Origin of the sequence: Pseudomonas siliginis (genome assembly GCF_019145195.1) — a bacterium.
GTDB lineage: Bacteria > Pseudomonadota > Gammaproteobacteria > Pseudomonadales > Pseudomonadaceae > Aquipseudomonas > Aquipseudomonas siliginis.
The window spans coordinates 157,001-177,778 of sequence record NZ_JAHSTW010000002.1 but is presented as its reverse complement, the minus strand read 5'-3'; the positions used below and the strand labels follow the sequence as shown (position 1 = coordinate 177,778).

The window sequence follows — 20,778 nt, the reverse complement described above, 5'->3', positions numbered from 1 at the left end:
TGTCGGTAATAAAAAAGTCAGCTTCTTGTGAATTTGATTCCGTAGGTCTGGCCGACATTCGGCCCACCTGATTCAACTTTAACTGTACCTTCCAAGTAGCTGTCGGTCCCGTCAGACGATTTCATCTTGATCGAGAGAGAGCTTGGGCCATGGTTAAGCTCATCTCTTTTCGTGGCATCTGATTTCGCTTGAAGATTAAAAGACCTGGTGGGTTTTGTATAGGTGCCAGTGACGATAAAATCGAGTCCGCAATAGTCCATGTAGCCTTTACTTATATTGCCGTTTTGCTGGCCTAGATCGTCAAATTTGAGTGTGGCGGCATGTTGCTCACTAGCGTTGAATACGAAGCCATTGTAAGTTTTCATAATGTTCACCTTCTGCATTCGAGTATTAAAGTCAAATAGGTTGTCTCCTGTTGCGTTCATGAGGTTAGGCAAGAAAGGCTCGCAGGTAACCTGATATAAATGACAGTTATTTATAATCTTTAGCTATGGATGATGCATACGGACTTAATTTTTTGATCTGTGAGATGAGCCAGTGAAATAATCTGCGGGGTTACTGGAGGAGTTCGATGTATCGGCGTGTCCCCTTTATCGGTCCCTTTGTCGATGAAGGTCATAGATGCTATTTAACATTATTCAATAGGTCTGGTGCATGCTGAGCCGTTGGACACCATAGAAAACGTAAAAGCAAAAATTCAAGATAAAGAGGGTATTTCACCCGATCAGCAACGCCTGATTTTTGCTGGCAAACAGCTCGACGATGGTCGAGCATTGTCTGACTACAAGAAAAAAAGGAGCAGTTCTTGACTTGGTCCTTAGATGGTAGAACGGTAATCACGGCTTCCGCTGTATTATTTTTTTTGTGATCGCCGAGCTGTAGATCCGGTTATTGAACGTCCGGTGATGCAGAAAGGATTTTGAAGGTCAATCCGATCTCGCTGAGGTGCGATCTTTCGATTTGTCTTTTCAGCATCCAAAACAATCAAAAGATCGTAGCCCGCAGTGGCTCTTACAGGAGGACGTAAGCTACTTGTCGTGATCAATATCCAGTTTGGTAAATGTCACCTGTCCACCCTCACTGGTGTACCCAGTGTTGTCCTGCACATACACCCCAGCCTTGAAGTACAGCGGCTTGTCGCGCCAGGTCGCGCTGATCTGGGAGTCCCACTGATAGCCCGCCGCACTCACGCCCAGGGCACCGCCGGGGCTCAAGTGGATGAGGTAGTTGAATTCGCGATCAAGCTTGACGCCGGTGGCGAGGGTGATGACGCGGCTTTCGGCATCGTCCGGGCGCATGCGCACTTTGATCACCAGATTGCCGGTCTGGGTTTTTTCCTTGTACTGATATTCGAGCTTGACCATCGGCCGCTGGCTTTCGTACGCGTGGATCTGGCCGATGACGATCTTGCCCGAGCTCGGCACCTTGTTCACCGCGAGGGTGGCGCGCAGCAGGTTGTCGGCGTCCGGGTAGTACCAGTTGCGCAGGGTGCCGTTGCTGTAGGTTTCGCGCAGTTCGGTACGCGGGTAGATGGCGTTTTCGGTTTTCGAGCCAGTCACCGGGGACCAGAAGAACAGGGTGCCGGTGTCGGAATGGAAGTACTGATCTTTGAAGCCATCCACCAGTTTTGAGGTTTCAACGGTGTACGGCGGGCTGCCAACAGGAACGCTGAGGTTCCAGGTTGCGAGGTCGATCATGACGGTTCTTCCAATCAATTCATCCGGAACGCCGGTGCCAGAAGCTCTAGCCCGCGCGTTTTCGGGCGTCTTTATAAGCGTAGCGACAATTTTTGTTAATGCCCGTCCGGCGATTACTTGACGTCAACATCCTGTCGAAATGCCATCTCGCCCGGTTTTCGGGGGCTCTGGCGGTGACCGTTAGTCGGCTCGACGGAACATTGGCCAAATGATGGCGTGACGACAGCTTCTGCTTTGCGGCATCCGCGTCTAGAGTGAAGGCTCAGTTACGTCTATGGTTTTGCCGGCAACCGGTCCCGATAAGAGAAGCAGCATGGAATGCGCGCAACCCCAGCCAGGTGAAGGCAGCTCGGTCCTTTTGATCGTCGATGATTACCCCGAAAATCTGATCAGCATGCGCGCGTTGCTGCAGCGTCAGGATTGGCACGTGATGACCGCCGCCTCCGGTTTCGAGGCGCTGAACCTTTTGCTCGAACACGACATCGACCTGGTCCTGCTTGATGTGCAGATGCCCGGCATGGACGGTTTCGAGGTCGCACGGTTGATGCGCGGCAGCCAGCGTACGCGCCTGACGCCGATCATTTTCCTCACCGCCAACGAGCAATCCCAGGACGCCGTGATCAAAGGCTATGCCAGCGGCGCGGTGGATTACCTGTTCAAGCCGTTCGATCCGCAAATCCTCAAGCCCAAGGTTCAGGCGCTGCTCGAGCACCAGCGCAATCGCCGTGCCTTGCAACGCCTGAGTCATGACCTGGAAGTGGCGCGCGCCTTCAATGCCTCGGTGCTGGATAACGCCGCCGAAGGCATTCTGGTGTTGAGCGAGGACGGCGTGATCCGCTTCGCCAACCCGGCGATTTCGCGACTGCTCAACGCGCCGGTGAAGGAGCTTGAAGGCAAGGAGTTTCTCGATTTCCTGCAGAAGCCGCACATTGCGTTGTGGGCCGATTCCGAGTTCTACGCCGGCTACCAACGCGGGGAAACCCTGCGCCTGCATGATGCGTTGCTGCGCACGGCGCCGGGGCAGCAAGTGCCGGTGGCCTTGTCCTGCGCACCGCTGCCCTCGGAGCAGCATGCGATGGTGGTGACGGTGCTGGACATGTCGGTGGTGCGTCACTTGCACCAGCAACTGGAATTCCAGGCGGTAACCGATCCGCTGACCGGGCTGCTCAACCGGCGCGGGTTCTACCAGACCGTCGAAAACCTGTTGTTGCGCGGCGAACGCAGCGACAGCAGTTGGGTGTTGCTCTACCTCGATCTCGACGGCTTCAAACGGGTCAACGATTCCCTCGGTCACGATGCCGGCGATCGCGTGTTGCGCTGGGTTTCCGAGCAATTGAAGGCATGCCTGCGGCCGTTCGATATTCTCGCGCGCATGGGCGGCGATGAATTCACCGCGCTGCTGGATCTGGAGTTTCCCGAGCAAGCGGCGAAGATTGCCGAAAAACTCATCGAACGGGTATCGGTGTGTCAGCAGATCGAAGGTCTGGATATCGTCCTTGGCGCCAGTATCGGCATCGCCACCTATCCTGACTGCGGGCGCAATCTCGACGGTTTGCTGCGCGCCTCGGACATCGCTATGTACGAGGCCAAGCGCGCCGGGCGTCAGCAATATCGTTTCTATGACCCTGAAATGAACGGCCGCGCACGCTCGCGTCTGATGCTGGAAGACAGCGTGCGTGAGGCCATCGAGAATCGCGATTTCAATCTGGTCTATCAGCCGCAGGTGGCGATCGGCAGCGGACAGATCCGTGGGTTCGAAGCGTTGCTGCGCTGGCAGCATCCGAGCGTCGGCGATGTGCCGCCGGGGTTGTTTCTGCCGTTGCTGGAAGAGGCGCGCTTGATCAGTCGCCTCGGCAGCTGGATCTATCACCGTGGCGCCGGTCAGCGTAAAGCCTGGGAAACCTTGTTCGCTGAAGATCTGGTGCTCGGCGTGAGCCTGAGCAACACCCAGTTCGGCCTGCCGAATCTGGTCACCGAGCTGCGTCAGGTTATGGAGCGTCATGCGCTGCAACCTCAGCAACTGGAAGTTGAAGTCACCGAAGAAGCGTTGATGCAAGACCCGGACGAAACCCGCAAGCAACTGCGGTTGCTGCGTCATCTCGGGGTGCGCGTGGCGCTGGATGATTTTGGTTCGGGGCCGTGCTCGCTGGCGCATCTGCGCGATCTGGAACTGGACACGCTGAAGCTCGACCGCCACTTGATCGCGCGCCTGCCGGACTCGCCACGGGATGCGGCGCTGGTGCGCATGGTCATCGACCTGTGCAAGCAATACGGTCTGCTGGTGATTGCCGAAGGAGTGGAAACCCTCGAGCAATATCAGTGGCTGCAAGCCCATGGCTGCGAATACGTGCAGGGCTTCCTCGTCGCGCGGCCGTTGATCGCCGAAGACGCGGTCAGCTTCGTCGAACCGTTTGACTGGAGCGCGCTGCCCGGTTGAATTCGCTACACTGGCGGACCTTTTTCGAACCGCGTCGCTTGTCCATGACTGTGTTGAAGTACCTCCAGGCCTACCCCGCGCAATTGCAGGATCAGGTGCGCCAACTGATTGCCGAAGGGCGTCTGGGTGAATACCTGAATCAGCGCTATTCAGGGCGACACGACGTGCAGAGCGACAAGGCCTTGTACAGCTACGCGCTGGATCTCAAGCAGCAGTACATGCGTAATGCGCCGGCGATCGACAAAGTGCTGTTCGACAACCGCCTCGACCTGACCCACCGCGCGCTCGGTCTGCACAGCACGGTTTCGCGGGTGCAGGGCGGCAAGCTCAAGGCCAACAAGGAAATCCGCATCGCCGCGCTGTTCAAGGACGCCGCGCCGGATTTTCTGAAGATGATCGTGGTGCACGAGCTGGCGCACTTCAAGGAGTCGGATCACAACAAGGCGTTCTATAAACTGTGCGAGCACATGCTGCCGGGGTATCACCAGATCGAGTTCGATCTACGTGTGTACCTGACGTGGCGGGATATGCAGGCTTGACCAATCAGGAAGGTGTGGATGGACGTCAGCAAGACCAAGAGCAGTTTCTATCGCCGTTTGTACGTGGCTTATCTGATCGATAGCGGCCTGGCGCCGAGTGTGCCGACGCTGACCGAAGTCACCGGCATGCCGCGACGCACGGCGCAGGACACGATTGCCGCGCTGGCCGATCTGGACATCATCTGCGAGTTCGAACAGGAAGAGGGCGCACGCAATCATGCCGGGCGCTATCGGATTCGTGAATGGGGAGCGATTGATCGGGGGTGGATCGAGCGCAATTTGCGGCAGATAAAAGCGGTGCTGGAATACCCCTGATTTCTGCGCCGACGGTTCTTACGCCTTCGCGAGCAGGCTCGCTCCCACAATGGATATGCATTCCCTGTGGGAGCGAGCCTGCTCGCGAAAGGGCCTTCAGGACCGACGCATCCCGATATGTGGAATGCCATCCTCAAGATATTCCTCACCGACTGCGACAAACCCGTACTGGCCGTAATACCCCTGCAAGTGTGCCTGCGCCGACAGATAGATCGGCACCTGCGGCCAGTGCTTTTCGGCCTGCTTCAGCGCCTGTTCCATCATCGCGTGGCCCAACCCTTTGCCACGGCCGGCGGGCGCCGTCACCACGCGGCCAATCACCACGTCGCCGCCCTGGGATTCCGGATCCAGCAGGCGCAGATAAGCCATCAGTTGATCATCCTCCCAGCCCATCAGGTGATGGGTATCGCCCTCCAGATCCTGGCCGTCGAGATCCGGATAGGCACATTTCTGTTCGACCACGAATACGTCAGAGCGCAGCTTCAACAAGGCGTACAACTGCTCTTTGCCCAGATCACGATGATGTTTGCAGATCCACTCGATTGTCATTTTTCGATTCCTTGACCATGTCGCCCGATACTAAGCGCAGCTGCGCCATATGTCTGTATGGCGCAACAGTCTGTGATAAAGGTCAAAATGCCACTATTCCTTTCTCACGCTGGCTGCGACTTTGTGTAATCTGCTCAAGAGCACTGTCCACTGGCTCCCATGAGCTAACGTTCAATGCTTGGGTTTTGCCGGTAAGGGGCCTTGGGTTTTGACGTGAAACCACGTCGGGCGGTTGCCCGCTGAGGATGTTCAAGCATGCTGCGATTGCTTCAAGCCGTTGCTTTGATCGGACTGCTGGTGCTGGGCCAGGATGCTGCGGCGCAGAAGCTGCGGCTGGCGTTCGATAATTGGCCGCCGTTTACCGACGATGCACTGGTCAACGGTGGACTGGCCACCGACATTGTCAGCACTGCACTGGCTCGCGCCGGTTATGCCAGCGGTTACGAACAAGTGCCGTGGGCGCGAGCATTGCTGGGGATTGGCGAGGGGCGTTACGACGTACTGGTCAATGCCTGGTACAACGACGAACGCACGCAGATCGGTCAGTTTTCCGGTGAGTACCTGATCAATCGCATCCGCTTCCTCAAGCGCAAAGACGCACCCATCGACTACAGCAACCTCGAGCAACTGCACACTTACCCGATTGCCGTGGTGCGCGGGTACGCCTATTCCGCACCTTTCGATGCCGATACGGCGATGCAGAAAGTCCCTGTGCACAACTTCGCCATGGGCGTGCGCATGCTCGCGGCGGACCGGGTCAAGCTGACCCTGGAGGATGAGTACGTGGCCAAGTATTACCTGGCACGGGAATCGGCCAAGGTACGCAATTCGGTGGAGTTTTTACCCAAGCCGTTGAGTGAGAACAGCCTGCATATTCTGGTCAGCCTGAAGAACCCGCAGCATGAGCAGATCGTCGCCGGGTTTGATCGAGCGATCGAGGCGATGAAGGCTGACGGGACTTATGAGAAGTTATTGCGGCGGCATGGAATGTAGTGGGGGAGCTACAAGTTTCAAGCTGCAAGCTTCAAGTTAGAAGCGGGGTTGCGTTCGGCTTGTAGCTTGCAGCTAGACCTCTTTGATCAAATGCGCCGCCAATGTCCGAAGCGGTCCCAACTGCCGGCAAATCAGCGCCAATTGTGTCTGCACCAGTCGCTGCCCTTCATCGATTTCATCCGGCATCTGTTCCAGCTCATTGGCCAGCGCTTCCTCGTCATCACTCTGAATCGCAATCGGCTGCTTGCTCGCCAAACCATGGGCGATTTCGTCGATGCTGGTCGCCAGTTTCACCCCGGCGCCTTCGATCAGATGCTCCCGCACCTCCGCTGGCAATTGTGTTTCACGGTGCGCGCCGAGCCCTGACAAATAGCTGAGCAACGTGTGCGACAGCACCAGGAAACGGAAGCCGACATCCGCCTCCTTACGGAAGTGTCCCGGCTCCATGAGCATGTTCGCCAGTGTCGTCGACAGCGCCGCGTCAGCGTTATGGGCGTTGCGTCGGGCCAGGCGATAGGCGAGGTCATCGCTCTTGCCAGCGGCGTATTGCTGCATGATCTGGCGCAGGTAGATGCTGTTGCAGGTCAGGGTGTTGGCCAGCACTTTGTTCAGGCGCCGGCCCTGCCAGTCCGGCAGGAACAGGAACACCGCCAGACCCGCGATCAGGCTGCCGAGCAAGGTATCGAACAGCCGTGGCAGGAACAGCCCGTAGCCATCGCCGACCTGATTGAAGCAGAACAGCACCATGATGGTGATCGCCGCCGTTGCCAGGGTGTAGCGGGTGGTGCGGTTGGTAAAGAACACCACACCGGCAGCGATGGCGAAGCACGATTGCACCACCGGGTTGGGGAACAGATCGAACAGCGCCCACGCCACCGTCAGACCAATGGCCGTGCCGATGATCCGCTGGCCGAGTTTGCGCCGGGTGGCGCCGTAGTTCGGCTGGCAGACGAACAGCGTGGTGAGGATGATCCAGTAGCCTTGGGACGGGTGAATCAGGTGCACCATGCCGTAGCCGATGCTCAGTGCCAGCGGTAGGCGCAGGGCATGACGGAACAGCAGCGAGGTCGGCGTCAGTTGTGTACGCAGGCGAATCCACACGTCCTTGAGATTGCGCGGTGAACGGTCGAGCAGGCTGCTGTCAGTGGCGTCCGCCAGAGCATCGGGGTTACTGGCGTCGCTGAGCAGGCGGTCGAGGGTGCCGAGGTTGGCCGCCAGTGCGCGCAGCGAGCGCAGCAGGCCGCGCCATGCCGGATTGCTCTGGATGCGCAAGTGTTCGAGGGAGGCATGCAGGTCGTTCAGGGCTTCGGCGAAACTGGCGTCATAGGTGAACGGCTGGCGCATCTGGATGGATTCGGCCAAGGCCCGGCAGGCCTTGCCCTGCTGGCGCAGCAGGCGCTGGCAGCGGAACAGCACGTCGCTATGGAAGAACGCCTCGGCCAGCGCGTTGTAAGGGTAGTGCGACGAACTGGCGCGTTCGTGAATATCCTGCGCGAGGAAGTACAGCTTCAGATAACGGCTGACTTTCGAGCCCGGTCGACCATTGCCGACCCGGTGCAGGATGATTTCCTTGGCCGTGTTCAGTGCGGCGACCACCCGGCCATTCTGCTGCGCCAGTTCGAGGCGGCGGGCTTCGACGTCCATCTGCCGGATCGGCTCGAACAGCGAGGATTTCAGCTTCAGATACAGGCCCAGTTCGCGGAACAGCCGCGCCAGACTTTGCTGCACCGGTTGATTGGAAAACAGCGCCTGCCACAGCACCGAGAGCAGGCCGTACCACGCCGCGCCAGCGACCAGCAGCATCGGTTCATGCCAGAAATCAGTGACCGCGCCGCCGCGCTGATCAACGCCGATCATCGTGTACACCGAGAGAATCAGCGTCGCCGAGGCGATCGCGCCGTAACGCTCGCCCAGCGCGCCGAGCATGGTCAGGCCGAAACTGGCCAGTGCCAGGGCCACGGCGAAAATGATCGGGTAGGGAAACAGCAATTCCACCGACAGCGCGGCGATGCTGAAACACACCAGTGTCACCGCGAGGGCGTTGAGACGACCCTGCCAACTGTCGTCGGTCTCGGCCAGGGCGCTGGCGATGATGCCGAGGAACAACGGGATCAGCAGGCCCATTTCATCCTGATACCAGCACAGCGCCATGCTGCCGGTCAGGGCGATGAATACCCGCACGCTGTAGCTGAATTTATCCAGCGCCCAAAGGCGCCGCAAAGACTGACGAAACGAGGTCGAGGACATGAAGTGCGAAGGCCTTCCGAGGCGATGCCGCTAAATTGAGCCAGTAATGGCGCCGACGCAATGGCGCCGAGCACATCTGACAGCAAAAAGTGTTCCTTTTACTTACACCACAAACCATTGTGGGAGCGAGCCTGCTCGCGAAAGCGGAGTGTCATTCAACATTGATGTCGACTGGTACACCGCATTCGCGAGCAGGCTCGCTCCCACAGGGTTTTGTATCTGGCCTTGAGTTAAACGTACTGCGCGGCGGCGTAACCAGAGGCCCAGGCCCACTGGAAATTGAAGCCGCCCAGGTGCCCGGTGACGTCGAGCACTTCACCAATGAAGTACAGGCCGGGGCTTTTCAGCGACTCCATGGTCTTCGACGACACCTCGCGGGTGTCGACGCCGCCCAGGGTCACCTCAGCCGTGCGATAGCCTTCAGTTCCCGCCGGCACAACCTTCCAGCTGCCGAGTTTCTCGGCAATCTCCGCCAGTTCAGCATGGGTGTACTGCTTCATCGGTTTGGAGACAAACCAGTTGTCCGCCAGCAGATTGGCCATCTTCTTGGTGAAGATCTCGCCAAGTAAAGTCTTCAGCTCGCTGTTCGGACGCTCGGCGACTTGCTGTTGCAACCAGCTCGCCGCGTCGTGATCCGGCAGCAGGTTGATCTCTACCGTATCGCCAGACTCCCAGAACGAGGAAATCTGCAGAATCGCCGGGCCGCTGAGGCCACGGTGAGTGAACAGAATGTTCTCGCGAAAGCTCTGATCATTGCAGCTGACCAGACAATCCACCGAGGTGCCGGACAGCTCTGTGCACAACTCCTTGAGCTGGTCGGTAATGGTGAACGGCACCAGCCCGGCGCGGGTCGGCAGCAGTTCATGGCCGAACTGTTTGGCGACTTGATAACCGAAACCGGTGGCGCCCAGGGTCGGAATCGATAGCCCGCCGGTGGCGATCACCAGCGATTGGCACTGGACCTGGCCGAGTGTGGTGTCGAGCAGATAACCGCTGTCGGTTTTTTCGATGGTCTGGATCGAGGTGTCCAGGTGCAGCTCGACGCCGGCCTGATCGCATTCATCAAGGAGCATGCCGAGGATGTCGCTGGATTTGTTATCGCAAAACAGTTGGCCGAGTTTCTTCTCGTGGTACGGCACGCCATGTTTGCCGACCAGGCCGATGAAATCCCACTGGGTGTAACGCGCCAGCGCCGATTTGCAGAAATGCGGATTTTGCGAGAGGAAATTGCTCGGTTCGGTGTACATGTTGGTGAAATTACAGCGACCGCCGCCGGACATGAGGATTTTCTTGCCGGCCTTGTTCGCGTGGTCGAGCAGCAACACCTGACGCCCGCGCCCGGCGGCGGTCAGGGCACACATCAAGCCGGCGGCGCCAGCGCCAATGATCACGACTTCGGTAGAGCGCAAAACGGTGTCCTCACACAATGATCGTTCCCACGCTCTGCGTGGGAATGCCGCCATGGACGCTCTGCGTCCGTTGTTTTGTGACGCGGAGCGTCACGGGATGCATTCCCACGCAGAGCGTGGGAACGATCAGGTCAGAGAATACGCACGCGCAACGAGCGGCCCTTGATCTTGCCGTCGTTCAGGCGCTGCAAGGCCTGCATGGCCACGGTGCGTTCAACGGCGACGTAGGCCTGGAAATCGAAGATCGCGATCTTGCCGACCTGCGCACCGGGAATGCCCGCTTCGCCGGTCAGTGCGCCAAGAATGTCGCCCGGGCGCACTTTGTCTTTGCGGCCAGCGCCGATGCACAGGGTGGTCATCGGCGGTTGCAGCGGCGCCAGGCCCTGGGACTTGAGGTTGTCGATCTGATCCCAGTTCAGCGGCGCTTTCTGCAGTTGTTCGATGGCTTGCGCACGATGAGCTTCGGACGGCGCGACCAAGCTGATGGCGATGCCTTTCTCGCCCGCACGACCGGTACGGCCAACGCGGTGGATGTGGATTTCCGAATCGCGCGCCAGCTCGACATTGATCACCATGTCCAGCGCATCGATATCCAGACCACGGGCGGCGACGTCGGTGGCAACCAGCACCGAGGTGCTGCGGTTGGCGAACATCGCCAACACCTGATCGCGGTCACGCTGTTCCAGATCGCCGTGCAGGCCGACGGCGGAAATGCCTTTGGCGGTCAGGTGATCGACGGTTTCCTGCACTTGCTGCTTAGTGAAGCAGAACGCCACGCAGGACGCCGGACGGAAGTGGTGCAGGACTTTGGTCACCGCGCTCATGCGCTCTTCCGGGGAAATCTCGTAGAAGCGCTGCTCGATCTGCGTGTCGTCGTGGAAGGCTTCAGCCTTGACGGTCTGCGGATCGCGCATGAATTTCGAAGCCAATTGCTTGATGCCCACCGGGTAGGTCGCGGAGAACAGCAGAGTCTGCCGGCGCTCCGGGGTCTTGATGATGATGTCTTCGATCGCGTCGTAGAAGCCCATGTCGAGCATGCGGTCGGCTTCGTCGAGGATCAGCGTGTTCAGGCCATCGAGCACCAGCGAACCCTTGCGCAAGTGCTGCTGAATGCGCCCCGGGGTGCCGACGATGATGTGCGCGCCGTGTTCCAGCGAAGCGATCTGCGGGCCGAACGACACGCCGCCGCACAGGGTCAGGACCTTGATGTTGTCTTCGGCGCGGGCCAGACGGCGGACTTCCTTGGCCACCTGGTCGGCCAGCTCGCGGGTCGGGCAGATCACCAGCGCCTGGCAACCGAAGTAGCGCGGGTTGATCGGGTTGAGCAGGCCGATGCCGAATGCGGCGGTCTTGCCGCTGCCGGTCTTGGCCTGGGCGATAAGGTCCATCCCCTTGAGGATCACCGGCAAGCTCTGCGCCTGGATCGGCGTCATCTGGGCATAACCGAGTGATTCGAGGTTAGCCAGCATGGCGGCGGACAGCGGCAGAGTATTAAAAGCGGTGGCGATGGTGGTCACGGGACTGGCCTGCAAAACAAAATGTCGCGCAGTGTAGCAGCCCCTTGCCAGTTTCCTCGACAGTTCTGGACGAACAGCGATTGAACCCGAGGCAGGGATTACCTGTGGCGAGGGGATTTATCTGTGGCGAGGGGATTTATCTGTGGCGAGGGGATTTATCCCCGATGGGGTGCGCAGCACCCCCAATACCTGCCACCTCGATTCATCCGGCTGACCGCATCCAACCTTTTTGGGGCTGCTGCGCAACCCAGCGGGGATAAATCCCCTCGCCACAGAGCTCTCCCCCCCACACATCAGTGTTCGATGTGCTCCTGCGGCCGTTTCGCCCGGCGCCCGTCTTCCTTGGACAGTTGCGAAAAGATCGTCGCCGCCAGCATCGCCATCACGCCGACCGTGACGAAGGTCAGCTGGAACGCGCCGAGTACGGTTTCCACGCCATCGTTGCCGACCTTCGCAGTGAAGCCGCCGAGCAGCGCACCGGCGCAAGCCACGCCGAGGCTCAGCGACAACTGCGCGACCACCGACAGCAGACTGTTGCCGCTGCTGGCGCTGGCATCGTCGAGGTCGATCAGCGTCACCGTATTCATCGCGGTGAATTGCAGCGAGTTGATCGCACCCAGCACGGCTAGCAGGCACAGCAGCAGCCAGTACGGCGTCTGCTCGCTGACCAGGCCCATGCTCGCCAGCATGATCCCCAGCGCCAGGGTGTTGCCGGTGAGGACGATGCGATAGCCGAGGCGTTCGATCAGCGGCCGCGCGACCCACTTGGCGACCATCGCCGCAGCGGCCAGCGGCAACATGCTCATCCCGGCTTGCGACGGCGAGTAACCCAACGCGACTTGCAGCAGTAGCGGTACCAGAAACGGCAGGGCGCCGCTGCCCAGTCGCGCGAACAGGTTGCCGAGAATGCCCACGGCAAACGTGCGGGTCTTGAACAATGACGGCGCGAACAACGGGTTTTCGATGTGCCCGGCGCGCAGCCAGTACGCCGCCAGACAGGCCATGCCGGCGAACAGCAGCAACATTACCCGCAAGTGCGGCAGGTGCAGTTCGCCAAGGCCTTCCATGGCAATGGTGATGAGGATCATCGCTGCGCCGAACAACAGAAAACCGAGGCTATCGAAGCGCGTGCGCTCCGTGCCGCGCAGGTCGGGGATGAATTTCCACACCGCGTAGCAACCGATCACCCCGACCGGCAGATTGATCAGGAAGATCCAGTGCCACGTCACGTATTCCACCATCCAGCCGCCCATGGTCGGGCCGATCAGCGGGCCGAGCAGGCCGGGAATGGTGATGAAACCCATGATCCGCACCAGTTCCGAGCGCGGGTAGGCACGCAGCACCACCAGCCGCCCGACCGGCAACATCAGCGCACCGCCGAGGCCCTGAATCACCCGTGCGCCGATAAGCATGCTCAGGCTGCTGGATAACGCGCAGAGCAGCGAGCCCAAGCTGAACAGCAGAATCGCGCCGAAGAAGATTTTCTTGGTGCCGAAGCGGTCTGCGATCCAGCCGGAGGCCGGGATCAGCAGGGCCACGGTGAGCATGTAGGCGATGATCACACCCTGCATGCGCAACGGGTCTTCGGCCAGATCGCTGGCCATGGCCGGCAGCGCGGTATTGAGGATGGTCCCGTCGAGGGACTGCATGAAGAACGCAATGGCGACGACCCACGGCAACCAGCGGGCGGTGATGGCGTCGAGAGGCGGGCGGTTGGGCATGGAACCTCTTGTGTCAGTGCATATTCAGAGTCGAGCGCGGTCAGTGTGGGAGCGAGCCTGCTCGCGAAGAGGCCATTTCATTCAACATTGATGTCGATTGATCTACCGCTTTCGCGAGCAGGCTCGCTCCCACAGGTTTTGCATTTACAGCGTCAGCGTGAGTCGGCTGACCAGCGCCCCCGGCAACAGCGATGACGAGGTATTGCGCTGGCTGTACGTACTCGCCGAGAGCAGCAGCTCACGCTCGGTGGTCAGTGCCTCCAACTGCGAACCGAGCAGGTTGTAGGCGCTATCATCAAAGCGCATGGTGCTGACCGGCGCCTGGATTTCGCCGTTCTCGACCCAGAAGGTCGCGAAACGGGTCATGCCGGTCATGCGCGCCGCCGGTTGATCCGAGTAGTTCAGGTACCACAGGTTGCTGATGTACAGCCCGGTGCCCAACTGCTTGAGGATCTCTTGCTGCGACAGATCACCGGCGGCCATGTTCAACGCACTGGGCATCTCGCCGCCGCCCGCGCCGTTCGCCGCCAGACCATATTCGGCGGCGCTGCGCGAGCCGACCAGTTGATCACCGGCCCGGCCTTCGATGATCAGACGCAGATCGCTGCGCGGATAACCCTCGGCGGAAAACGCCGGGCTCAGGGATTCGCTGACTTTCTCATCCAGCGACACCAGCGGACTGAACGCCTGATCGCCGACGTAGAGTTTCTGCAACGGACTGCTCTTGCTGGCGATCGATTGCGCCGAGAACCCGCCCCAACTGAGCATGCCCATGATTTCTTCCAGTGCCGCCGGTGCCAGATAGGCGCGGTACTGCCCCGGTGCCAGGGTGCGTAACGGTCGGCCGAGAAACTCAAGCTGTTCGCGTGCTTGGGCGAAACGCCGGGCGAAGCCCTCGTCGCTCCAATCGTGGCCGGCATAGCTGGCCTTCACCGCTTCGCCGTTTTCGTGGAACAGGCTGAAATCGAAATTGAAGCTGTTGGCTTCATGCCAGCCGAACGCACCAGCGGAGCTGGCGAAGCCACGGCTGATCGGACCGGCAGCATAAAAACCGACCAGATCGAGACCTTCAGCGGCGGCGCAGATTTGCCCGACGACATCTTCGGTGTCCGGCAGCGGATGCGCTTGTACATGCGTGCTCTGCCAGCTGTTGTGATTGAGCAGCAGGTACGGATCCTGCGGCAGCAGCGGCAGGGTTTCGCGCAGTTGTTGCAGGCCCTCGGCGAGCCGTTGCAGATCGGCTTCCTGATCCCCGGACAAGGTGATCTGCAGGTCGGCGTGGCGACCGTCGTCGATCAGTTTCAGGCCGATGTTGGCCTGCTGTACTTGCCCGGCCTGGCGCACCTTGGCGTGATTGAAGCGCACGAACGCCGAGGCTTCGGCGGCGTAGCTGAGCGTGAACTGTTCCGGCTCGCGCACGCTGTCGCGCAGCCAGTTGACCATGACCTTGAAGGCGTCGGACTGACGCTTCGAAATGCTCATCAGGCGTCTCCCCCAAACACATCAATGTTGCTGAATACGCAGGCCGGCGAAGCATGGCCGACGCGAATCACCTGGTTCGGTTCGCCCTTGCCGCAGTTCGGCGTGCCCAGCACCTTGACGGTGTTGGCATCGCCGACGGCGCGCAGGCTCTTCCAGAAGTGCGCGGAAATGGCCCGGTAGTTGGGATTTTTCACCACGCCTTTAAGTTCACCATGCTCGATCAACTGGCCCCATTCGCAGCCGAACTGGAATTTGTTGCGCGCGTCGTCGATCGACCACGAACGGTTGGTGCTCATCAGAATGCCGTGCTCGATACCGCCGATCATCTGCTCCAGCGTCTGATCGCCCGGCTCGATGTTGAGGTTGGCCATGCGGTCGATCGGTGGCCGGTTCCAGCCGCAGGCGCGGCTGTTGGCAACGCCTTCGAGGCCGGCACGATACTGCGACAGTGCCCCACCCAATGGGCGCAGCAACAGGCCGTCGCGGATCAAGAATTGTTTGCTCGCCGCAGTGCCGTCGTCGTCATGGCCGTAGCTGGCGAGTTCTTCCGGGATGCCGGGGTCGAAAGTCACGTTGAGCAAATTCGAGCCGTATTGCAGGCTGCCGAAATCGCTGGTCTTGACGAAACTGGTGCCGGCGTAATTGCGCTCATCGCCGAGGATGCGGTCGAGCTCCAGCGGATGACCGATGGACTCGTGGATCTGCAGCATCATCTGATCGGGCATCAGCAGCAGGTCGCGCGGGCCTTGCGGGGTGTTCGGCGCAAGCAGCAGTTGCAGGGCCTGATCGGCGACTTGCGGGCCGGCGCCGACCAGGCCGCAACGGCTGATGACATCGGCGCCACCCTGCTGGCCGAAGTTCTCGCGGCCGAGGCTGCGGGTCTGGCTGTCGTTGCCGTCGTAGGCAGTGACGTCGAGGCTCGGATAAACGAAGCGCTGGGCCTGGCGCAATTCGGCGCCGGCGCTGCTCAGGTAGATCTGCTCGACGTTAGTGATGCCGATGCTCACCTGCCAATTGACCAGGCGTTCATCCTTGGGCACCGAGGCGGATTCCGCGCCGAGCAGATCGAAGCATTCGCTCAGGGACGGGAAGGGCTGTTCGAGATTGGGTGAAAAATAATCAGCGCGGTCGCTGGAAAGCGGCTGCTCGCGCAGATCGAGCAAGGCGTGCGGCTTGAGCCGGCGGGCCTGTTGCTCGGCGCGGTCGAGGGCGGCTTGCAGGCCTTGTTGCGAGAGGTCATTGGTCGCCGCATAGGCTTCGACGCCATTGACGCGCACGGTGAGCATCGCCCCTTCATCGCGGCTCAGGCTCGGCGGTTCGGCGACGTTCTTGCGCACCGACAGAAACTGCCCGGACTCGCGCACATACCGCAGGGAAAAAAATTCAGCGCCCGTGCGCAAGGCAGCAAAGCGCTGCTTGAGCTGGGGGTGGAAATCGAACATTCGGGAACCTCCTTGTAATGGAGTAGCGGCATGGCGACAGCGGGGAGGGGTGAAACGGTTGCGCGAGGTCTAGAGTAGGCCTGCGTGGGGGTAGGATCAAGTGAAGAGGGGGTGTAGGGGGATTTACTGTGCAGCGGGGAAGTGTGTGTTGCTGTGAGGGCCTCTTCGCGAGCAGGCTCGCTCCCACAGGGGATTTGTGAATGCCACAGATCCAGTGTGGGAGCGAGCCTCGCGAAGGCCGCGCCTCGGTACTACGACTTACTGCGTAACCGGGGTGATATCCCGCATTGGCTTGCCTTTGACCGGTGCGCCGTTCGCGACGTAATAAGCAGCGGTGCTGCGCGGCAGCGGCTTGCGGCCGCGGATCTTGTCGGCGATTTTCTCGGCCATCATGATCGTCGGTGCGTTGAGGTTACCGGTGGTAATGATCGGCATGATCGAGGCATCGACCACGCGCAGGCTCTGCATGCCGTGCACGCGGCCTTCGCCATCGACCACGGCCATCTCGTCGGTGCCCATCTTGCACGAGCAGGACGGGTGGAACGCGGTTTCGGCGTGCTCGCGGATGAACTTGTCGAGCTGCTCATCGGTTTGCACGTCGATGCCCGGGCTGATTTCACGACCACGGTATTGATCGAGTGCCGGTTGCTGCATGATTTCGCGGGTCAGGCGGATGCCGTCGCGAAATTCCTGCCAGTCCTGCTCGGTGGCCATGTAGTTGAAGAGGATGCTCGGGTGCTGGCGCGGGTCCTTGGATTTGACCTGGATGCGACCACGGCTCGGCGAACGCATGGAACCCATGTGCGCTTGGAAACCGTGCTCTTTCACACCGTTGCTACCGTTGTAGTTAATCGCCACCGGCAGGAAGTGGTACTGGATGTTCGGCCATTCGAATTCCGGACGCGAACGAATGAAACCGCCGGCCTCGAACTGGTTGCTGGCGCCGATGCCGGTGCCGTTGAACAGCCACTCGGCACCGATCGCTGGCTGGTTGTACCAGAGCAGTGACGGGTACAGCGAAACCGGTTGGGTGCAGGCGTATTGCAGGTACAGCTCGAGGTGATCCTGCAGGTTTTCACCGACGCCCGGCAGATCGTGGACCACCGGGATGTCGAGGCTTTCCAGCAGTTTCGCCGGGCCGACACCGGAGCGCTGCAGAATCTGCGGCGAAGCGATGGCGCCGGAGCACAGCAGGACTTCCTTGCGCGCCTTGGCTTCCACGCGCTCTTCGGCGTCACCGATCAGGTAACGCACGCCGACCGCGCGCTTGCCTTCAAAGAGAATCTTGTCGGTCAGGGCGTGGGTGACGATGGTCAGGGTCGAGCGTTTTTTGGCGATGTCGAGGTAGCCACGCGCGGTGGAAGCACGGCGGCCGTTCGGCGTCACGGTGCGGTCCATCGGGCCGAAGCCTTCCTGCTGGTAACCGTTGAGGTCTTCGGTACGCGGGTAACCGGCCTGCACGCCGGCTTCAACCATGGCGTGGAACAGCGGGTTGTTGCCGGCTTTCGGTGTGGTCACGCTGACCGGGCCGTCGCCACCGTGGTAATCGTTCGGGCCGATGTCACGGGTTTCGGCTTTGCGGAAATACGGCAGGCAATCGAGGTACGACCAGTCTTCCAGGCCCGGCAGTTTCGCCCAGCCGTCGTAGTCCATCGCGTTGCCACGGATGTAGCACATGCCATTGATCAGCGAAGAGCCGCCAAGGCCTTTGCCGCGACCGCATTCCATCCGGCGACCGTCCATGTGCGGCTCTGGATCGGTTTCGTAGGCCCAGTTGTAGCGACGACCCTGCAGCGGGAAGGCCAGCGCAGCGGGCATCTGGGTACGAAAGTCGAGGCGGTAGTCCGGCCCCCCGGCTTCGAGCAACAGAACGGTGACGCCTTCGTCTTCAGTCAGACGGGTGGCAAGTGTGTTACCTGCAGAGCCGGCGCCTATGATGATGTAGTCGTATTCTTGAGTCATAAATTCTCCTGCGGGAGCTACAAGCCACTAGCTTCTAGCTGCAAGGAAAAGCAGCGAGCGGTGGCTTCGAAATCGGGGAGGGCGGCAACCCCAAACTGCTTTTACTTGCAGCTTGAAACTTGCCGCTTGCAGCAGATCAGCTAGCTGATCAGAACACCGAGACGTAATCGCCCAGCTCGACCTGTACCGATTTGATGCGGGTGAAGTTATTGAGCGAGCTGATCCCGTTCTCACGGCCAACACCCGACTGCTTGTAGCCGCCGACCGGCATTTTTGCGTCGGACTCGCCCCAGGCGTTGATCCAGCAGATACCGGCTTCCAGTTGATGGATCACGCGGTGCGCGCGGTTCAGGTCTTTGGTGACGATACCGGCGGCCAGGCCGAAGTCGGTGTCGTTGGCGCGGCGGATCACTTCTTCTTCGGTTTCGTAGGAGAGGATCGCCATCACCGGGCCGAAGATTTCTTCGCGGACGATGGTCATATCGTCGGTGCAGTCGGTGAACACGGTTGGCGCCACGAACGCGCCTTTGGCGAATTCGCCGTCGGTCAGTCGACCGCCACCACACAGTACGCGTGCGCCTTCTTCTTTACCCTTGGCGATGTAAGCCAACACGCTTTCCATGTGCGGGAAGCTGACCAGCGGGCCGAAGTTGGTGTTTTCGTCTTCCGGGTTGCCAACGCGGATGCGGGCAACGCGCTCAACGATCTTGGCCTCGAACGCCGCTTTCAGGTGCGCCGGTACGAACACGCGAGTGCCGTTGGTGCAGACCTGACCGGAGCTGTAGAAGTTGGCCATCATCGCGGTGTCGGCGGCGCGATCGAGATCGGCGTCGTCGCAGATGATCAGCGGCGACTTGCCGCCCAGTTCCATGGTCACGTCCTTGAGCGACGAAGCCGAAGCGCTGGCCATCACCTTCTTGCCGGTGTCGGTGCCGCCGGTGAAGGAGATTTTCTCGATGCGCGGGTGCTCGGTCAGCCAGGTGCCGACTTCGCGGCCGCTGCCGGTCAGGACGTTGAACACGCCGTTCGGCACGCCGGCTTCGGTGTAGATCTCGGCCAGTTTCAGAGTGGTCAGCGAGGTGACTTCGCTTGGCTTGAAGATCATCGCGTTACCGGCCGCCAGGGCTGGAGCGGATTTCCACAGGGCGATCTGGATCGGGTAGTTCCACGCGCCGATACCGGCGACCACGCCCAGCGGTTCGCGACGGGTGTAAACGAAAGAGGTGTCACGCAGCGGGATCTGCTCGCCTTCGATGGCGGGCACCAGGCCTGCGTAGTATTCCAGCACGTCAGCGCCGGTGACGATGTCGACGTACTTGGTTTCGGAGAAGGATTTGCCGGTGTCCAGGGTTTCCAGCGCGGCCAGCTCATCGTTGCGCTCGCGCAGGATGTCGACGGCGCGACGCAGGATGCGCGAACGCTCCATGGCGGTCATCGCGGCCCAGATTTTCTGGCCCTTTTCGGCGCTGACCACGGCGCGCTCGACGTCGTCTTTGGTCGCACGTTGCACCAGTGCGAGGACTTCACCGTTCGCCGGGTTGATGGCTTCGAAGGTGGCGTCGCTGCCGGCGTCGGTGTACGCGCCATCGATGTAGAGTTTTTGCAGTTCGAAACGGGCCATAGTGTCCTCGCAAGTGCATTGGTGGTTGGCGTTGACCACCGCGATCACGCTGCGGTGGAGTTCAGGGGCCGAGCATTTTCTTTGTGCTCTAGCTCACCTTCTTGGCCAATTGGAAATCCATGTATTCGTAAGCGATCTGTTGCGCCTGAGCGGTGTCGAAAGCGTCTCCCGACAGCGCGCCGCGCAACCACAAACCGTCGATCAAAGCTGCCAGGCCTCGGGCGGCATTGCGCGCATCTTCGAGCGGCAACACACGGCGGAACTGACAGCACAGGTTGGAATACAGACGGTGATCGTTGATCCGCTGCAACCTGTGCAAAGACGGCTGGTGCATGCTGGTGGCCCAGAAGGCCAGCCAGGTTTTCATTGCCGGGCCATTGACCTGGCTGGCGTCGAAGTTGCCTTCGATGATCACCTGCAGATGCGCCCGTGGGCTGTCATCTGCCAGCGCCTGACGGCGCGCGGTGACGCTCTCGCTGAGGGCGGTCATCAGGTACCGCATCGTGGCGGCGATCAGGCCGTTCTTGTCCTGAAAGTAATGACTGATGATGCCATTCGAGACACCGGCCAAACGGGCGATCAGCGCAATGCTGGCGTCCCCCATTCCGACCTGATCGACCGCTTGCAAAGTGGCTTCGATCAGTTGTTGGCGGCGGATGGGTTGCATACCGACCTTGGGCATCTTGCACATCTCCTTAGGCCTTCCGAGGGGCGAATGACGCCGATCGGATTGAGGGCCAGTCTATTTTGTTTTGATTGAACGTTCAATCAACAAAGAATAAGATCTGCGACAATTCGTCGCTGCCTACAGAAAATTCCTACGCGTAATGACGATAAAAACCGACAC

At 60.2% G+C, this 20,778-nt stretch carries 17 protein-coding genes; 5 read left to right on the top strand and 12 right to left on the bottom strand.

Annotated features, from left to right (window positions below):
- Window positions 1-17: 17 nt before the first annotated feature.
- Window positions 18-365 (bottom strand): hypothetical protein, encoded by a 348-nt coding sequence (locus tag KVG87_RS04625; RefSeq protein WP_137214280.1) that lies wholly within the window; start codon window positions 363-365, stop codon window positions 18-20.
- Window positions 366-650: 285 nt separating this feature from the next.
- On the opposite strand from KVG87_RS04625, the gene KVG87_RS26095 reads away from it, so the two are divergent.
- Complete coding sequence (locus KVG87_RS26095) at window positions 651-809, top strand: ubiquitin-like protein (protein WP_350571504.1); 159 nt, start codon at window positions 651-653, stop codon at window positions 807-809.
- A 219-nt stretch (window positions 810-1,028) separates the two neighbouring features.
- Here KVG87_RS26095 and KVG87_RS04615 read toward each other — a convergent pair whose 3' ends face one another.
- The gene (locus KVG87_RS04615) at window positions 1,029-1,697 is read right to left on the bottom strand and encodes a polysaccharide lyase family 7 protein (RefSeq protein ID WP_016772792.1); all 669 of its coding nucleotides are present in this window, start codon (window positions 1,695-1,697) and stop codon (window positions 1,029-1,031) included.
- Between the two features lie 313 nt (window positions 1,698-2,010).
- On the opposite strand from KVG87_RS04615, the gene KVG87_RS04610 reads away from it, so the two are divergent.
- From KVG87_RS04610 to KVG87_RS04600, 3 genes are read left to right on the top strand one after another with little or no spacing between them, the layout of a single operon-like run.
- Window positions 2,011-4,134: a putative bifunctional diguanylate cyclase/phosphodiesterase gene (locus KVG87_RS04610; protein WP_217849535.1), complete on the top strand. Its 2,124-nt coding sequence runs from the start codon at window positions 2,011-2,013 to the stop codon at window positions 4,132-4,134.
- Between the two features lie 44 nt (window positions 4,135-4,178).
- Window positions 4,179-4,673, top strand: coding sequence for a YgjP-like metallopeptidase domain-containing protein (locus KVG87_RS04605; protein WP_073476602.1), 495 nt, complete (start codon window positions 4,179-4,181; stop codon window positions 4,671-4,673).
- Window positions 4,674-4,691: 18 nt separating this feature from the next.
- On the top strand, window positions 4,692-4,988 hold the full coding sequence (locus tag KVG87_RS04600) for a winged helix-turn-helix domain-containing protein (RefSeq protein WP_016772794.1): 297 nt from the start codon (window positions 4,692-4,694) through the stop codon (window positions 4,986-4,988).
- A 96-nt stretch (window positions 4,989-5,084) separates the two neighbouring features.
- Here the strand turns inward: KVG87_RS04600 and KVG87_RS04595 are convergent, their stop codons facing one another.
- Complete coding sequence (locus tag KVG87_RS04595; protein WP_217849533.1) at window positions 5,085-5,537, bottom strand: GNAT family N-acetyltransferase; 453 nt, start codon at window positions 5,535-5,537, stop codon at window positions 5,085-5,087.
- A gap of 255 nt (window positions 5,538-5,792) precedes the next feature.
- Here KVG87_RS04595 and KVG87_RS04590 point away from each other — a divergent pair, with 255 nt between their 5' ends.
- Window positions 5,793-6,530: a substrate-binding periplasmic protein gene (locus tag KVG87_RS04590; protein ID WP_041476775.1), complete on the top strand. Its 738-nt coding sequence runs from the start codon at window positions 5,793-5,795 to the stop codon at window positions 6,528-6,530.
- Between the two features lie 72 nt (window positions 6,531-6,602).
- Here the strand turns inward: KVG87_RS04590 and yccS are convergent, their stop codons facing one another.
- The 9 genes from yccS to betI all read right to left on the bottom strand — a co-directional run bounded on the left by yccS (window position 6,603) and on the right by betI (window position 20,613).
- Window positions 6,603-8,777, bottom strand: coding sequence for a YccS family putative transporter (gene yccS / locus KVG87_RS04585; protein ID WP_217849531.1), 2,175 nt, complete (start codon window positions 8,775-8,777; stop codon window positions 6,603-6,605).
- Between the two features lie 230 nt (window positions 8,778-9,007).
- Window positions 9,008-10,186 carry a BaiN/RdsA family NAD(P)/FAD-dependent oxidoreductase gene (locus tag KVG87_RS04580; protein ID WP_217849528.1) on the bottom strand — a complete coding sequence of 393 codons (1,179 nt, stop codon included), beginning with the start codon at window positions 10,184-10,186 and terminating at the stop codon, window positions 9,008-9,010.
- A gap of 131 nt (window positions 10,187-10,317) precedes the next feature.
- A complete protein-coding gene (gene dbpA / locus KVG87_RS04575; RefSeq protein WP_024014613.1) occupies window positions 10,318-11,703 on the bottom strand; it encodes an ATP-dependent RNA helicase DbpA in 1,386 nt (461 codons plus the stop codon).
- Between the two features lie 293 nt (window positions 11,704-11,996).
- Entirely contained in the window at window positions 11,997-13,424 is a 1,428-nt protein-coding gene (gene mdtD, locus KVG87_RS04570) for a multidrug transporter subunit MdtD (protein ID WP_041476772.1), read from the bottom strand.
- Window positions 13,425-13,568: 144 nt separating this feature from the next.
- On the bottom strand, window positions 13,569-14,906 hold the full coding sequence (locus KVG87_RS04565; protein ID WP_217849526.1) for a TldD/PmbA family protein: 1,338 nt from the start codon (window positions 14,904-14,906) through the stop codon (window positions 13,569-13,571).
- A complete protein-coding gene (locus tag KVG87_RS04560) occupies window positions 14,906-16,348 on the bottom strand; it encodes a TldD/PmbA family protein (protein ID WP_217849524.1) in 1,443 nt (480 codons plus the stop codon). Before KVG87_RS04560 ends, KVG87_RS04565 begins: the two co-directional genes overlap by 1 nt.
- A 258-nt stretch (window positions 16,349-16,606) precedes the next feature.
- Complete coding sequence (betA, locus tag KVG87_RS04555; RefSeq protein ID WP_217849522.1) at window positions 16,607-18,310, bottom strand: choline dehydrogenase; 1,704 nt, start codon at window positions 18,308-18,310, stop codon at window positions 16,607-16,609.
- Between the two features lie 148 nt (window positions 18,311-18,458).
- The gene (betB, locus tag KVG87_RS04550) at window positions 18,459-19,931 is read right to left on the bottom strand and encodes a betaine-aldehyde dehydrogenase (protein ID WP_024014608.1); all 1,473 of its coding nucleotides are present in this window, start codon (window positions 19,929-19,931) and stop codon (window positions 18,459-18,461) included.
- Between the two features lie 88 nt (window positions 19,932-20,019).
- Window positions 20,020-20,613, bottom strand: a complete 594-nt coding sequence (gene betI, locus KVG87_RS04545; RefSeq protein ID WP_024014607.1) for a transcriptional regulator BetI — start codon at window positions 20,611-20,613, stop codon at window positions 20,020-20,022.
- Window positions 20,614-20,778: the final 165 nt, after the last annotated feature.

Bases quoted from the DNA above. Each gene is read 5' to 3' on its own strand.
- mdtD (WP_041476772.1), bottom strand. From the start codon at position 13,424: ATGCCCAACCGCCCGCCTCTCGACGCCATCACCGCCCGCTGGTTGCCG.
- KVG87_RS04615 (WP_016772792.1), bottom strand. From the start codon at position 1,697: ATGATCGACCTCGCAACCTGGAACCTCAGCGTTCCTGTTGGCAGCCCG.
- betB (WP_024014608.1), bottom strand. From the start codon at position 19,931: ATGGCCCGTTTCGAACTGCAAAAACTCTACATCGATGGCGCGTACACC.
- KVG87_RS04560 (WP_217849524.1), bottom strand. From the start codon at position 16,348: ATGTTCGATTTCCACCCCCAGCTCAAGCAGCGCTTTGCTGCCTTGCGC.
- betA (WP_217849522.1), bottom strand. From the start codon at position 18,310: ATGACTCAAGAATACGACTACATCATCATAGGCGCCGGCTCTGCAGGT.
- KVG87_RS04565 (WP_217849526.1), bottom strand. From the start codon at position 14,906: ATGAGCATTTCGAAGCGTCAGTCCGACGCCTTCAAGGTCATGGTCAAC.
- yccS (WP_217849531.1), bottom strand. From the start codon at position 8,777: ATGTCCTCGACCTCGTTTCGTCAGTCTTTGCGGCGCCTTTGGGCGCTG.
- KVG87_RS04605 (WP_073476602.1), top strand. From the start codon at position 4,179: ATGACTGTGTTGAAGTACCTCCAGGCCTACCCCGCGCAATTGCAGGAT.
- KVG87_RS04610 (WP_217849535.1), top strand. From the start codon at position 2,011: ATGGAATGCGCGCAACCCCAGCCAGGTGAAGGCAGCTCGGTCCTTTTG.
- betI (WP_024014607.1), bottom strand. From the start codon at position 20,613: ATGCCCAAGGTCGGTATGCAACCCATCCGCCGCCAACAACTGATCGAA.
- KVG87_RS04590 (WP_041476775.1), top strand. From the start codon at position 5,793: ATGCTGCGATTGCTTCAAGCCGTTGCTTTGATCGGACTGCTGGTGCTG.
- KVG87_RS04600 (WP_016772794.1), top strand. From the start codon at position 4,692: ATGGACGTCAGCAAGACCAAGAGCAGTTTCTATCGCCGTTTGTACGTG.
- KVG87_RS04595 (WP_217849533.1), bottom strand. From the start codon at position 5,537: ATGACAATCGAGTGGATCTGCAAACATCATCGTGATCTGGGCAAAGAG.
- KVG87_RS04625 (WP_137214280.1), bottom strand. From the start codon at position 365: ATGAAAACTTACAATGGCTTCGTATTCAACGCTAGTGAGCAACATGCC.